The sequence below is a fragment of the Lutibacter sp. A64 genome (assembly GCF_022429565.1).
GTDB lineage: Bacteria > Bacteroidota > Bacteroidia > Flavobacteriales > Flavobacteriaceae > Lutibacter.
Window position 1 is genome coordinate 1,049,535 of record NZ_CP092487.1, and the last position, 16,329, is coordinate 1,065,863.

Consider the following 16,329-nt stretch of genomic DNA (forward strand, 5'->3'; position numbering starts at 1 on the left):
ATATATTATAATTTTAAATTGATATTATTCACTTGTAATGTATATTTCTCTAAATTCTTTAGTAACTTCAAATGTAACATTACCATTAATGTTAGAAATATCAATTTCTTCATTATCAATTTCAATTTTTTGTATTTTAAATGGTAACCCGTGAATATTTATTTTAAAAGTATTATATGGTGAAATATATTTCCCTGACTTAAATTGTTGAATTGTTAATGAATCTTCTTTACCAACTTGTGTAAAGTTTCTTAAACTATATCTTCCTTTTTTATAATCATAACCATCGTGTGCATCTTCATAAACTTCAGAAGTTTCTTTACCTTCTTTATAATATAAATCTAACACTAATTGATCTATTGATTTTTCCCCAACATATTGTTGTACAGGATATTTAGGTATAATTGCGCCTTCTTTAACAAAAATTGGCATACTATCAATATCTGCATCAACCCATTTTTCTTCACCTCCAGATACAATTGTATTGTCCCAGAAATTATACCATTTTCCTCTAGGAATATACATACGTCTTCCTTTAGAATTTGCTTCTAAAATTGGACAAATTAATATTTTTTCTCCAAAAATAAATTCATCATTTCTATAATGTGTATGCGGATCTTTTTGATCGAATAATACCAACGATTTTAAAATTGGAATTCCTTCATTTGTATATTTCCAAAAAGAAGAATATAAATAAGGTAATAATTGATATCTAATTTCAATAAATTTTCTAACAATATCTGTTATTGTGGTTCCAAATACCCAAGGTTCTTGATCTCCGTGATCTCCAGAAGAATGTACTCTACAAAATGGGTGAAAAACACCTAATTGAATCCAACGTGCAAATAATTCTCCTGTTGGTTGTTCAGCAAAACCACCAATGTCTGACCCAGCAAAAGAAAAACCAGACATACATAAACGTTGTGCTTGTTGATTTGCAATTGATAAATGATCCCATGTTGCTACATTATCTCCTGTCCAAGTAGATGTATAACGTTGTGTTCCAGAATAGGCAGCTCTAGTAATAACAAACGGACGTTTTGGATAGCTAAATTTCTTTAAACCGTGGTAAGTTGCACGTGCCATTTGCATACCGTAAACATTGTGTGCTTTTCTATGACTACACTGATTATCATCATAATCGTGACGTACATCATCTGGAAAAGATTTTCCCGGAACGTCCATAACAGCAGGCTCGTTCATATCATTCCAAACACCATTTACACCAATATCTTCAATTAATTCTTTAAACAATTCAGACCACCATTCACGTACTTTAGGGTTTGTGTAATCTGGAAAATAACATTCTCCAGGCCAAACTTTTCCTTTCATATAAGGTCCGTCGGCACGTTTACAGAAATAATCATTTTCTAAGCCTTCTTTAAAAACGCTGTATTCTGGGTCAATTTTAATTCCTGGATCTATAATTGCAATAGTTTTAAAACCATCATCAGCCAATTCTTTCACCATTCTTTTTGGTTCTGGAAAATACTCTTTGTTCCAAGTAAAACATCTAAAACCTTCCATATAGTCAATATCTAAATACAAAGCATCGCAAGGTATTTGTAATTCTCTAAATTTTGAGGCAAGTTCTTTAACTTTACTTTCTGGGTAATAACTCCACTTACATTGGTGAAATCCTAAAGCCCATAAAGGTGGCATATGTTGTGGTCTTCCTGTTAAATCTGTATAATTAGAAACAACATCTTTCATTTCTGGACCATAAATAAAATAATAATTCATTTCACCTCCATCTGCCCAAAAACTAGTCACATTTCGTTTTTCACTACAAAAATCAAAATGAGTTTTAAAAGTATTGTCAAAAAATATTCCGTAAGATTTATTTTTGTGTAATGCTGTATAAAAAGGTATTGCTTTATATATTGGGTCTGTTCCTCTAACATAGGCATAAGAATCTGTTACCCAATTTTGAAAACGTTTCCCTTTTAAGTTATTTTCTACAGGTTTATCTCCTAAGCCATAGTAATTTTCACCTTGCTGTGCTGCTAAAGACATTTTAACTATATCTCCACCAAAGTGATAACTTTCTTCCCAATGAAAACCAATTTCATCTTCTAAAATTAACGAATTATCTTTAGCATCAAATATAGATTTTCTCATATCTTCTTTAGAAATATGACAAATTAATTTTGATGTAGTAATTATATATTTTTTATCATCTTCAGTAATTTCTAAATGATTATACCCTTTACTTGCATACATTGTAATTCCGTAAGAAAAATCATTTTCAAATAAACCCGTTGTACTATATCTAAAGCGTAAAACACTATCTCTTTCAACAGTAAGTTGTAATACTACATTATTTTCACTTTTAAAATAAAGAATATTTACATGCTTTTTATAAAAAATTATTTTTGAAGGGTACAAATTCCCTTTATATTCTAATTCGGTACTTAAAATCATATTTTACATTCATTTTTTTAATTGTGCAAACCTACTAATTTTTATCATATTAAAAACTAAATAAATTGCTAAAAAAACACCATTAATATTAAATATATTTAAAATTAATGGTGAAATTTATGTTATTTTTTAAAATTATACTATTTTATCTCAAAAATAGCGATTCCTAACGGAGATAACTTAATTTCAGCAGAATATGGTTTATTATTCCACGAAACAGCTTTGCTTGTTAGCATTCTAGCATTTTTAATTCCACTACCTCCAAACTTTTCATAATCACTATTAAAAATTTCTTTTATTTTCATTTTTGAAGGAAGTCCAATTCTATATTTTTCAATTACATTTGGTGTAAAATTACAAACAACAATTAGATTTTCTTCTTCTTTATTTCCTTTTCTAATATATGAAATTACAGAGTTTTCTGAATCATCTAAACTTATCCATTCAAAACCTTCTTGACTAAATCCTTTTTCAAATAAAGCTGGCCTAGATCTATACAAAGTGTTTAATTCCTTATAAAAGTTTTGCAAATCTTTATGAGATTTATATTCTGACATGTGCCAATCTAAGCTCTCTTGAAAATTCCATTCATTTTGTTGACCAAATTCACCTCCCATAAACAATAACTTGGTTCCTGGGTGTGTAAACATATAGCCATACATTAATCTAAGGTTAGCAAAACGTTGCCATTCATCACCAGGCATTCTACCTAAAATAGATTTTTTACCATATACTACTTCATCATGTGAAAGAGGTAACATAAAATTCTCGGTAAATGCATAAGCTAAGCTAAAAGTGATTTCATTTTGATGGTATTTTCTATACACAGGATCTTTGCTAAAATACTCTAACGTATCGTGCATCCACCCCATCATCCACTTCATACCAAAACCTAAACCACCCATATTTGTTGGTTTAGAAACCATTGGAAATGCAGTAGATTCTTCGGCAATTGTTTGTACGTCTGGAAACGATTTATAAACTTCTTCGTTTAATTCCTTTAAAAAAGAAATTACGGCCAAATTTTCATTTCCTCCGTATATATTAGGTTCCCATTCTCCATCTTCACGAGAATAATCTAGAAATAACATAGAAGCTACCGCATCTACTCTTAAACCATCTACATGATATTGTTCTAACCAAAATATTGCATTACTTATTAAAAACGAGCGCACTTCATTACGTTCATAATTAAATATTAAACTTTTCCAGTCTTGGTGGTATCCTTTACGCTTGTCTGGATGTTCATATAATTCTGAACCATCAAAATAACCTAAACCGTGTGCGTCTTCGGGAAAATGTGAAGGCACCCAATCTAATATTATTCCAATACCATTTTCGTGTAATTTATCTACTAAATATTTAAATTCGTCTGGATATCCAAAACGAGAAGTTGGTGCAAAATAACCTGTTATTTGATATCCCCAAGACGGATCGTAAGGATATTCCATGATTGGCATAAATTCTACATGTGTAAAATTCATTTCTTTTACATAGGATACCAAATCATCTGCCAATTCAAAATAAGACAAAAATCGATCTTCAGTTGCATGTCGTTTCCAAGAACCTAAATGCACTTCATATACAGAATATGGAGCATCTATTGCATTATGATCTTTTCTGGTTTTCAACCATTTTTTATCTTTCCATTTGTAATTATCATCCCAAACAACAGAAGCTGTTTTTGGTGGATGCTCACAACGTCTAGCATACGGATCTGCTTTTTCGGATATATAACCGTTATTATTTGAATGAATTTTGTATTTATAATTCATTCCTTTTTCTACAAGAGGTATAAAACCTTCCCAGATTCCAGAAGAATCCCAGCGCACATTTAAACGATGTTCGCCATCTTTCCACCCATTAAAATCTCCAATAACGGAAACTTGATTTGCTGTTGGTGCCCAAACTGAAAAGTAAACACCTTCTACTCCATTTACTGTGGTGATATGAGACCCAAATTTTTCGTATAAACGATAATGCTTTCCAGCTTTAAAAAGGTTTATATCAAAATCGGTAAATAAACTATATGGTTGTACGTTTGTCATAAATTAATTGTTAATAAGATTTGAAATTCCTTTTAATGGAATTACAGCCCAAGTTGGGCGTGAATTTAATTCGTAACCTAATTCGTATATTGCTTTTTCTAATAAACAATATTCTAGCATAAAATTACGCTCTTGACTATAGCCAATATTTAAATTAGCTTGTTCTACTGTGTTTATATAAGTGCCTAAAAACACTCCTGTAAAATATCCGTATAATAATTCTGCTGCTTCAAATAATTGGGCTTGAGGCTGCTTATATTTTTCTTTATTATTAAAAATTGTTGCATAAATAGCGTAATGAAAAGAGCGAAAAAGACCTGCAACATCCTTCATTGGTGGTTGCTTTACTTGCCTATCTCTAATGGTGCTTTCTGGCTCACCTTCAAAATCTAAAATATAGAAATCATCATTTTGTACTAAAATTTGACCTAAATGATAATCGCCATGTACTCTAATGCGTTCTCCTTTTAATTTAGTCCAATCAAATTTTAAAAATTTACTTCGTATTAAACTTTTTTTACTTAATAAATCTTTAGCCAATTCTATACTATATTCATCTAATTTATGTAAATTATTTTCAATAGTATTTAATCTGTTTTGAAACTGATAAATCATTCTATTTTTTAACCAAACAGAATAATCTCCATTAAAATGCGTAGGTGTAAAAGCTGTATCTTCAAACTCAGAACCTAAGTTTATATGCATTTCAGCTGTTCTTTTGGCTAAAACTTTAATTTTTAAAAATATGCTTAATCCAACCCAATCTATAATTCTATGTGGAATATCATGTATTTTCAAACTTTTATAGAGTTCAGGTTCTGGTAAATTATTAACATCAATATTTTTAGCGTCTAAGGTTTCAAAAACAGTATCTATAATATTTAAAAAAACATCCCAAGCATCACCTTCATTTGCAATTAATTCTTGCATAACTGCAATAGTTACAACTTCTTCATCTTGATCAATTAGATTAATACTTCCCAAGTATCTTGGTGTGTTTTTAAAATCTTTTTTGTCTGTTAAAAACCTATTCATTTCATAATCTGGGTTTTTATTAGCAAAAATTCTTCTAAAAAATTTTAAAACATATTTATCATTAAAAATTAATGAAGTATTGCTTTGTTCCAACCCCATTAATTTTGATGATTTATATTCTATATTGGTAAATATTTCACTTTTATGGTATTGTACCTTTGTTTTATCAATTAATTCAGCATTCGAAATGCGTTCAAAAACTAATTTTCTAAAAGCTTCTAAATTTACAGCGTCAATGATAAATCCTTCTTGATTTTTAATACTTATAGGAAGAATTCTATCTTTTTTTGCAAAATTTTCATCTGAAACAAAAGCAATTGGGATAAAATAATGATGAAAAAATGCTTCAACAAAATCTACTTCTAAAATTAATCCAAAATAAACTTCGTTATGTTGTTGAATTCTAAAATACTCGGATAATTCTATATATTTTATTTTACTAGCTTTACCTCCAAACCATCGTTGTTTAACAATATAATTTTCGAGCACATCAGATAGAAAGACTTTTAAAAAATCTTTATTATCCAACAGTTCTTCCCAAGCTACATCAAAGTTATATACCGTAGCTAAGTTAGAATCTATAGCATTTTCACCCATGTTACTACTTATTTTGTTATTTTAAATATATGAAATGGTATTGGTGTTTGCAATTTTATAAAATTCCACTCATCATACCAATCGTATGTTATTTCTGTAATTAAATCAGTAACTCTTAAATGATGTCCAGGTCCAATTCCAAGTTCATGCAATGGTACTCGCATCATACCCTGTTGGGTATTGTATTCATCTAAACTTATAATAATAAATAATTCATTTTCTTTAGCGTCATCCCATTTATAAAATGCAATTAAATTATCGTTATTTATTGTACAAAACTTTATATTATTAGTTTGTTGTAATGCTGTGTTATTCTTACGAATTTTATTAACCTTTGAAATTATTGACGTTAGTTTATTTTGTTTAAACCAATCGTAATTACAAATTTGAAACTTTTCTGAATTTAAATATTCTTCTTTACCAATAATAGCTTCATCTATCATTTGTTCAAAAACAGGTCCGTAAATTCCAATATTGGAACTCAATGTTGCTGCTAAAACATAGCGTTGTATGTATTTAGATTCGTTTGCACCTTGTAAATGAAACGGATTAATATCTGGCGTATTTGGCCAAAAATTAGGTCTCATATACTCTTTTTGATCTGTTTTAGTTAATTCTTCAACATATTCAGTTAATTCGTGTTTATTATTTCTCCAAGTAAAATATGTGTACGATTGTGTATAGCCTACTTTACCTAGCTGTTGCATTATTTTTGGGGCTGTAAACGCTTCAGCTAAAAATAAAACATCTGGATATTTAGATTTTACTTCTGAAATAATCCAATTCCAAAAATAAAAAGGTTTTGTATGCGGATTGTCTACTCTAAAGACTCTAATTCCACAATCAATCCAATAAAATAAGGTGTCTAAACACTCATTCCACAGACTTTTAAAATCTTCACTTTCCCAATAAATTGGTAAAATATCTTGGTATTTTTTTGGAGGGTTTTCAGCATATTGAACCGTTCCGTCTGGTCTCCATTTAAACCAAGATGGGTGTTCTTTAACCCAAGGATGATCTGGAGCAGCTTGTAGCGCATAATCCATGGCTATTTCTATTCCTAAACTCGAGGCTTTTTTAACAAGAGCTTTAAAATCTTTTAAGGTACCTAACTGCGGATTAATACTTTTATGTCCACCATCTTTAGAACCAATTCCCCAACAAGAACCTACATCTCCTTCAAAGGCTTCAGTTGTATTGTTTTTTCCTTTTCTATTTACTTCTCCTATTGGATGGATAGGTGGAAAATACAAGGTATCAAACCCCATTTCTAACACTTTAGGTAATAACTTTTCACAATCTTTAAATGTACCGTGCACATTATCTTTTTGTGAAGCAGAACGTGGAAAAAACTCGTACCAAGTACTAAACCTTGCCTTTAACCTATCTACATAAACCTTAAGTTCTTTAGATGTATTTACTAATTTTTTTTCTGGATATTTTAAAAATATTGTTTGTAATTTATTACTAATAGCTTCATGAATAGCTTCATTATATTTTGAAGTATCTGCAAATATTTCTATTAAATTTTTTAAATATTTTTTTTCTGAAGCTGTTCCTTTTTTACTACATTTTTTTAAAAAGTCTATACCTTCTAATAATTCAGAATGTACTATTTGATGATCGTCAATTTTTCTATGTATTCCATGTTGCCAATTTAAGGCATAATCTACCCATCCAATAATTTTGTACGAGTAAAAGCCCTGTTTTTCAACCGTAAAAGAAGCTTGCCAATTATTATCTCTTGGCTGCATTCTTACTTCATTCCATTTTTTAGAGTTTTCGTGCTTGTAAAGTACTGCTGCAGCAATAATATCATGTCCATCTGCTAATATATCGGCATTAACAGTAACAATTTCATTTACAACACGTTTTATTTGAAAATCTCCATTATTTAATTGAGGTGTAATATTTTCAATTAAAACTCTTCTTTGATTCTTCTGCATATAAAAAATTAATTAATATCTAATTTGAATTAAATTGTAAATCCGTTTGGTATTATAGCATCTTTTTTAACAACAACAATACCATCTCTAATAGCATAAATATCGTTTTCTGTATCTTCTAAATGTGGACCACCACTAATTCTTACATCATCACCTATACAACAATTTTTATCTAAGATTGCATTTTTAACAAAACACCTATTTCCAATACCCATTGATACAATATTTTCATTTAAAATATCTTCTAATGGTTGATAAAAATCGCTACCCATCATATAAGTATTTATTACTGTAGATTCTTCTCCAATTTTTGAACGTACACCAATAACAGAATGTTCAATTTTGCCTGCATTAATTATACAACCATCTGCAATAACAGTTTTATCTAAAATTGTACCTGAAATTTTTGTTGTAGGTAACATTCTGGCGTGTGTATAAATACGTTTTTCTCTACTGTATAAATCAAATTTAGGAAAATCATCAGTTAATCCTAAATTAGCTTCAAAGAACGAATCTATATTACCAATATCAGTCCAGTAACCTTCATATTGATAGCTTAACGTTAAATGGTCTTCAATAGATTGTGGTATAATTTCTTTTCCAAAATCTATAGTATCTGGATTTTTCATTAACTCAACTAATAAATCTCTATTGAATATATAAATACCCATAGAGGCTAGATAATTTCTTCCTTCAGCTTTCATTCCATCACTTACATCTGATGTCCAATCAGGTAATAAAGATGCATCAGGTTTTTCAATAAAAGATGTAATTCTATTATTATCATCAGCTTTTAAAATTCCAAAAGATGTTGCGTCTTTAGCATTTACAGGAATTGTAGCAATTGATATAGCGGCTTTTGCTTTTACATGGGCTTTCACCATTTTTTCAAAATCCATTTGATACAGTTGATCTCCAGATAAAATTAAAGCATAATCAAAATCATGTCTTAAAAAATGGTGCATACTTTGACGTACTGCATCTGCGGTTCCTTGAAACCATCCTTTATTTCCTGGTGTTTGTTCAGCAGCTAATACATCAACAAAAGCAGAACTAAAAAAACTAAAATGATAGGTGTTTTTAATGTGTCTATTTAAAGATGCAGAATTAAATTGCGTTAAAACATACATTTGTTTTATGTTTGAATTAATACAATTTGAAATTGGAATATCTACCAATCTATATTTACCTGCTATAGGTACTGCTGGCTTTGAGCGTGTTTCTGTTAATGGATGCAATCTCGATCCCTGACCTCCCCCTAAAATAATGGATAAAACTTTTTGTTTTGACATAACTTTTTCTTTATAGTTTAAATATTTTTTTTATTTAATTAATGATTTATACAGTGCCTCAACTTGAACTGCAATGGCAGCCCAATCAAAGTGTTCTTCAACTCTTTTTCTACCATTAATTTCCATTTTTTCACGTAATTCTTTATTATTAATTACAGTGTTTACTCCTTCTGCTAAATCTCTTGCAAATTTATCTGAATCTACAGGTTCAAACGGAGCTTCTGTTTGTTGTTCTACAGGAATTAAAATACCAGTTTCACCATCTACAACAACTTCTTTAATTCCTCCCACTGCACTTGCTACCACAGCTGTATTACAAGCCATAGCTTCTACATTTATAATTCCAAATGGTTCATAAATTGAAGGACAACAAAATACAGTAGCGTGAGAATACAATTGAATCACCTCTTTTTTTGGTAACATTTCATCAATCCAATTAACATTTTCTCTTGTTTTTTTTACTTCACTAACACTTGCCTTCATTTCTTCTGCAATTTCAGGAGTATCTGGAGCTCCTGCACATAGCACTATCTGTGTTTCTGGATCAATATATTTTATTGCATTTACTAGATGTATTATTCCTTTTTGTCTTGTAATTCTACCTACAAAAAGCACATATGGCTTAGATGCATCTATACCAAAACGTTCTAATGTTGATGTTTTAGAAGTAACAATATATTCTTTTAAATTTATTCCATTGTAAATCACTTTTACTTTTTCATCTTCAACATCAAAATATTTTAAAACATCCTCTTTTGTTTCCTTAGAAACAGCAATTACAGCGTCTGCCATTTCAATAGCCGTTTTTTCAATCCAAGATGAAGCTTCATAACCATGACCTAGTTGTTCTCTTTTCCAAGGTCTAAGGGGTTCTAAAGAGTGTGTTGTAATTACCAATGGTACTCCATAACATAATTTTGCAACTATTCCTGCAAATTGGGCATACCATGTATGACAATGAACAATGTCTGCATCAAATTCAGCGTTCATATGAAGACACGTATTTAAACTATTAAATACTGCTTTTAATTTATCATCTGATTGTTCAAATACTTCATTATTATAAGGAAAACCTTTAACACTCATGTTTCCTGAACTTGAATCTTGATCACCAAAGCATTTTATATCAATTTCCATTAATTTTTCTAACTCATTGGCTAAATATTCAACAACTACTCCTGCTCCACCATAAACGTAAGGAGGAAATTCTTTTGTATAAAATAATGCTTTCATAAATTTAGTTTCAAATAATATTTTTTATATGTTTTTAAAATTTTAGTTTTTTTAATTTCCGAATGAATAAGCAATTTTTAATGAGAGAAAATCAAATTTTAACATAGCTTTTTCAATCAATAAATATAAAGTATTTTAACTAATTTATCACTTAATTTATCCTTGTTCTTTTGAACAAAAAAGTTACAAAAAATTTAGATAATATTTATAATATTTTGGAAAACGTTGTTACATAAATTGCTTTACATTGTTTTTCAATGATTTATAAGTTTTTTTTCTAAAAACAACTCTTTTTTTTGGAATTATACTATAAAAAAAGACGTTATTACACGTCTTTTTTTAGGATTAAATAAATCTAAAAATCATTTGTATACTATTTTAGATTTTCTTTTTTTATTAAGTTTAATGCAGAACCTTCGTTATACCAATCTATTTGACTTTGATTATACGTATGGTTTAGCTTAATTACATCTTTAGAGCCATTAGCATGTACTATTTCTAAAGTCAATTGTTTTTCTGGTGAAAATTCATTTAAATCTATAAAATTAAATACATCATCTTCTTGAATCAAATCATAATCTGCTTCATTATCAAAAGTAAGTCCTAACATACCCTGCTTTTTCAAGTTTGTTTCATGAATACGTGCAAAAGATTTTACAATTACCGCCGCAACACCTAAATGTCTTGGCTCCATTGCAGCATGTTCTCTTGACGAACCTTCTCCATAATTATGATCCCCTACAACAATAGATTTAACACCGGCTGCTTTATAAGCACGAGCTACATCTGGAACACCTCCATATTCATCTGTTAACTGATTTTTTACAAAATTTGTTTTTTTACCAAAAGCATTAACAGCTCCAATTAAACAATTATTAGAAATATTATCTAAATGTCCTCTAAAACGCAACCAAGGCCCTGCCATAGAAATATGATCTGTTGTACATTTTCCAAAGGCTTTAATTAATAATTTTGCACCTCTAATCTCATTACCAATTGGTTCAAAAGGAGTTAATAATTGTAATCTTTCTGAAGTAGGACTTACAGAAACTTCTACATTACTACCATCTTTTACAGGCTCTACATAGCCGGAATCTTTAACATCGAAACCTAATGGAGGCAACTCAAGTCCTTTTGGCTCATCTAATTTTACAGCTTCCCCATCTTCATTAATAAGTGTATCATTCATTGGATCAAAATCTAAACGCCCAGAAATTGCAATTGCAGCTACCATTTCTGGAGATCCTACAAACGCATGTGTATTAGGATTTCCATCTGCACGTTTTGAAAAGTTTCTATTAAATGAATGTACTATCGTGTTTTTTTCTTCACCTTTTAAATCACTTCTATCCCATTGTCCAATACAAGGGCCACAAGCGTTTGTAAATATAGTTGCATTTAAATCCTCAAAAACTTTTAAAATTCCATCTCTTTCAGCTGTATAGCGAACTTGTTCTGAACCTGGATTAATTCCAAAATCGGCCTTAGTAACTAATTTTTTATCAACAGCTTGCTTTGCTATTGAAGCTGCACGAGATAAATCTTCGTAAGAAGAATTTGTACAAGAACCTATTAAACCCCAATCTACTTTAATTGGCCAACCATTTGCTTTAGCCTTAGCACCTAATTCTCCTACAGGTGTTGCTAAATCAGGTGTAAATGGTCCATTTAAATATGGGCGTAATGTGTCTAAATTTATTTCTATTACTTGATCAAAATATTTTTCTGGTTCCGCATAAACTTCTGGATCACCAGTTAAATATTCTTTTATTTTATTTGCCTCATCAGCAACTTCATTTCTATCTGTAGCACGTAAATAACGTTCCATTGAAGCGTCATAGCCAAAAGTAGATGTAGTTGCTCCTATTTCAGCTCCCATATTACATATAGTTCCTTTACCTGTACAAGATAAATTTTTTGCTCCATCACCAAAATACTCTACTATAGCACCAGTTCCTCCTTTTACAGTTAAAATTCCAGCTACTTTAAGAATAACATCTTTTGCAGAAGTCCAACCATTTAATTTTCCAGTTAATTTAACACCAATAAGTTTCGGAAATTTAAGCTCCCAAGCCATACCTGCCATTACATCAACTGCATCTGCTCCTCCTACTCCTACAGCTACCATTCCTAATCCACCTGCATTTACAGTATGTGAATCTGTTCCTATCATCATTCCCCCAGGAAAAGCATAATTTTCTAGAACAACTTGATGAATGATACCTGCTCCTGGTTTCCAAAAACCAATTCCATATTTATTAGATACTGACGCTAAAAAGTCAAACACTTCTTTACTTACATCATTGGCGCGTTTTAAATCTAAATTAGCTCCTTGTTTTGCTTGTATTAAATGATCACAATGAACTGTTGTTGGTACTGCTACTTTATTTTTACCAGCTTGCATAAATTGCAATAATGCCATTTGAGCAGTTGCATCTTGACAAGCAATTCGATCAGGAGCAAAATCTACATAATCTTTCCCTCTTATATATCCCTTGGCTGCATTGCCATCCCAAAGGTGATTGTATAATATTTTTTCAGCTAAAGTTAAAGGTTTCCCTACTTTGTTACGCGCAATATCTACACGTTCTGCCATGCGGGCATATACTTCTTTAATCATTTTAATATCAAAAGCCATAATATTTATATAATTTTAATTCAATTTCTAATATACAAAATAATTAGATGATTAAAAAAATATATTTCTTTACTTAATGTTAAAAATAAACAACGAATTTTAACTACATAAAAAAGCCTGAATATTAATTCAGGCTTTTGTAATATAATTAGTTTATATCGAAATTATTTAACGAGTAATTTATGTGAAGGTTTAAACTTAGTTAAATTAATTCCAGCAACTGCAGCTTCATATTCTTCTAAATTAGGAGTTCTTCCTAAAATTGTTGAAATTACTACTACAGGTGTTGATGAAAGTAAAGACTCTCCTTTTTTCTCACCAGAATCTTTAACAACTCTTCCTTGGAAAAGACGTGTTGAAGTAGCCATAACAGTATCACCAGGCTCCGCTTTTTCTTGGTTACCCATACATAAGTTACAACCTGGACGTTCTAGGTATAACATATTCTCATACTTTGTACGAGCTGAAGCTTTTGGATCACTATCATCAAACTCAAATCCAGAATATTTCTGTAAAACTTCCCAATCTCCTTCGGCTTTTAATTCATCTACAATATTATATGTAGGAGGCGCAACCACTAAAGGAGCTTTAAATTCAACTTTTCCTTGTTGCTCTTCAACATTCTTTAACATTTGAGCTAGTATTTTCATATCTCCTTTATGAACCATACAAGAACCTATAAATCCTAAATCCACTGTTTTAGTACCTTTATAATAAGATAGAGGTCTAATAGTATCGTGTGTGTATCTTTTAGATTCATCTTCATTATACACATCTGGATCCGCAATCATTGGTTCAATAATCTTATCAAGATCAACTACAACTTCTGCTGCATATTTAGCATTTGCATCTGGAGTTAATGCAGGTTTTTCACCCGATTTAATCTCTGCAATTCTTTTTTCTGCAATAGCAATTAATCCTTTCAGAACTTCTAATTTATTATCCATTCCTTTATCAATCATAATCTGTATTCTGCTTTTAGCAATCTCTAACGATTCAATTAACGTATCATCTTCAGAAATACAAATAGAGGCTTTTGCTTTCATTTCAGCAGTCCAATCTGTAAATGTAAATGCTTGATCTGCGGTAAGTGTTCCAATATGAACCTCAATAACTCTACCTTGGAAAACATTATCACCTCCAAATTGAGATAACATTTGTTGTTGTGTTGCATGAACAACATCACGGAAGTCCATATAACTTTTCATTTCACCTTTAAAGGTAACTTTTACCGATTGAGGGATTGGCATTGATGCTTCACCAGTTGCAAGTGCTAAGGCTACTGTTCCTGAATCTGCTCCAAAAGCAACACCTTTAGACATTCTTGTATGCGAATCTCCACCAATTATAATTGCCCAATCATCTACTGTAATATCGTTTAAAACCTTATGAATAACATCTGTCATAGGTTTATATTTATTTTCAGGATCTCTAGCTGTAATTAAACCAAAATCGTTCATAAATTTCATCAACCTTGGAATATTTGCTTTGGATTTATTATCCCAAACAGATGCTGTATGGCAACCAGATTGGTATGCTCCATCAACAATTGGAGAGATAATAGTTGCAGCCATCATTTCTAACTCTTGTGAAGTCATTAAACCTGTAGTATCTTGAGAACCTACAATATTAACTTCAACACGGACATCAGAACCTGCATGTAATACTTTTCCTGGAGTTGTACCAACGGCATTTTTATTAAATATTTTTTCTACCGCAGTTAAACCTTGACCTTCAATAGAAATTTCTTTTGAAGTAGCATATACTGGAATAACATCAATTCCTAATACTTTAGAAGCAAATGTTTGTAATTTCTTTCCAAATACAACTGCATAAGAACCACCTGCTTTTATAAATTCTACTTTTTGTGGAGTTAATGAATCAGAAATATCCATTAATTCTTTATCTCCATTATATAATTTTTTTTCTTTAGTATTAACGGTAAGTACAGTTCCTGTTGCAACAGAATAAACTTCTTCTAATATTGGTTCTCCTACTTCATCTCTTAAAGTATTTCCTTCAGCATCTTTTACTTTTACCCAATTTTTTAAATCAATACCAATACCACCAGTTACACCAACTGTTGTTAAAAATATTGGAGAAATTCCATTTGTACCTGCAATAATTGGAGCAATATTAATAAATGGTACATACGGACTCGCTTTAATACCTGTCCACAGTGCTACATTATTTACACCGGACATTCTAGAAGAACCAACTCCCATTGTACCTTTTTCAGCAATAAGCATTACGCGTTTATCTGGATGTTGTTTTTGCAATTCCAATAATTCGTTTTGCTTTTCTTTATTATGTTCAAATATACATTGCCCATGTAATTCTCTATCTGATCTAGAATGTGCATCACCACCAGGTGATAATAAATCTGTAGAAATATCTCCTACTCCAGCAATAAATGTAACCACATCTATTTTTTCAGGAATGTCTGGAAGTTTTGTAAAAAATTCTGCTTTAGCATAACTTTCTATAATTTCTTTAGCTATTTCATTACCATTATTAAATGCTTTTTCTAATCTATCTGTATCTACCTCATAAAGAAAAACTTGTGTTTTTAAAACATCTGCAGCTTGCTTTGCTAAAGAAAGATCTTCACCTAAGGCTATATCTAATAAGACTTCAATAGATGGACCACCTTTCATATGAGATAATTGTTCAAAAGCAAAATCAGGTGTAATTTCTTCAACTACAGCCTCTTCTAATATAATTTCTTTTAAAAATATAGCTTTTACACTTGCAGCACTTGTTGTTCCTGGTAACACGTTATAGATAAAAAAGTTAAGAGAATCTTCCCTATATTTATTATCTACATCTTTTATTTGTTCAATAATTTCGCTTAATAACTCAGCTCCATCAATAGGCTGTGGATGCAGTCCTTGCTCCTTTCTTGCTTCAATCTGCTCAATGTAATCTTTATAAGTGTTCATAATATTTCTATAAATTTGAATGTAATATTTTTGATTTTTTCAATATCAAAACAATATTTTATTAATTTTAGTTTATAATTTTTTAATCAGGCGAAGTTACAAAAAATGATTATTTTAAAAACACGTTTGTAATATCTGCTATATTTTTACATATATGTATTATTAAATCGCTAT

General features: G+C 30.3%; 8 protein-coding genes. All 8 read right to left on the reverse strand.

Annotation, left to right across the window (positions count from 1 at the left end):
- Positions 1–24: 24 nt before the first annotated feature.
- The 8 genes from MKD41_RS04305 to MKD41_RS04340 all read right to left on the reverse strand — a co-directional run bounded on the left by MKD41_RS04305 (position 25) and on the right by MKD41_RS04340 (position 16,155).
- A complete protein-coding gene (locus tag MKD41_RS04305; RefSeq protein WP_240244208.1) occupies positions 25–2,424 on the reverse strand; it encodes a glycoside hydrolase family 31 protein in 2,400 nt (799 codons plus the stop codon).
- Between the two features lie 140 nt (positions 2,425–2,564).
- On the reverse strand, positions 2,565–4,472 hold the full coding sequence (glgB, locus tag MKD41_RS04310; RefSeq protein ID WP_240244209.1) for a 1,4-alpha-glucan branching protein GlgB: 1,908 nt from the start codon (positions 4,470–4,472) through the stop codon (positions 2,565–2,567).
- A gap of 3 nt (positions 4,473–4,475) precedes the next feature.
- A complete protein-coding gene (locus MKD41_RS04315) occupies positions 4,476–6,104 on the reverse strand; it encodes a trehalose synthase (RefSeq protein ID WP_240244210.1) in 1,629 nt (542 codons plus the stop codon).
- Positions 6,105–6,112: 8 nt separating this feature from the next.
- Complete coding sequence (locus MKD41_RS04320) at positions 6,113–8,050, reverse strand: alpha-1,4-glucan--maltose-1-phosphate maltosyltransferase (RefSeq protein ID WP_240244211.1); 1,938 nt, start codon at positions 8,048–8,050, stop codon at positions 6,113–6,115.
- 29 nt (positions 8,051–8,079) lie between these two features.
- A complete protein-coding gene (locus MKD41_RS04325; protein WP_240244212.1) occupies positions 8,080–9,342 on the reverse strand; it encodes a glucose-1-phosphate adenylyltransferase in 1,263 nt (420 codons plus the stop codon).
- A 30-nt stretch (positions 9,343–9,372) separates the two neighbouring features.
- Entirely contained in the window at positions 9,373–10,575 is a 1,203-nt protein-coding gene (glgA, locus tag MKD41_RS04330) for a glycogen synthase (RefSeq protein ID WP_240244213.1), read from the reverse strand.
- A 373-nt stretch (positions 10,576–10,948) separates the two neighbouring features.
- Positions 10,949–13,213, reverse strand: coding sequence for an aconitate hydratase (locus tag MKD41_RS04335; protein WP_240244214.1), 2,265 nt, complete (start codon positions 13,211–13,213; stop codon positions 10,949–10,951).
- A 164-nt stretch (positions 13,214–13,377) separates the two neighbouring features.
- Positions 13,378–16,155, reverse strand: coding sequence for a bifunctional aconitate hydratase 2/2-methylisocitrate dehydratase (locus MKD41_RS04340; protein ID WP_240244215.1), 2,778 nt, complete (start codon positions 16,153–16,155; stop codon positions 13,378–13,380).
- Positions 16,156–16,329: the final 174 nt, after the last annotated feature.

Coding starts and splice junctions, on each gene's coding strand:
- MKD41_RS04305 (WP_240244208.1), bottom strand. CDS start 2,424: ATGATTTTAAGTACCGAATTAGAATATAAAGGGAATTTGTACCCTTCA.
- MKD41_RS04320 (WP_240244211.1), bottom strand. CDS start 8,050: ATGCAGAAGAATCAAAGAAGAGTTTTAATTGAAAATATTACACCTCAA.
- MKD41_RS04340 (WP_240244215.1), bottom strand. CDS start 16,155: ATGAACACTTATAAAGATTACATTGAGCAGATTGAAGCAAGAAAGGAG.
- glgA (WP_240244213.1), bottom strand. CDS start 10,575: ATGAAAGCATTATTTTATACAAAAGAATTTCCTCCTTACGTTTATGGT.
- MKD41_RS04325 (WP_240244212.1), bottom strand. CDS start 9,342: ATGTCAAAACAAAAAGTTTTATCCATTATTTTAGGGGGAGGTCAGGGA.
- MKD41_RS04335 (WP_240244214.1), bottom strand. CDS start 13,213: ATGGCTTTTGATATTAAAATGATTAAAGAAGTATATGCCCGCATGGCA.
- MKD41_RS04315 (WP_240244210.1), bottom strand. CDS start 6,104: ATGGGTGAAAATGCTATAGATTCTAACTTAGCTACGGTATATAACTTT.
- glgB (WP_240244209.1), bottom strand. CDS start 4,472: ATGACAAACGTACAACCATATAGTTTATTTACCGATTTTGATATAAAC.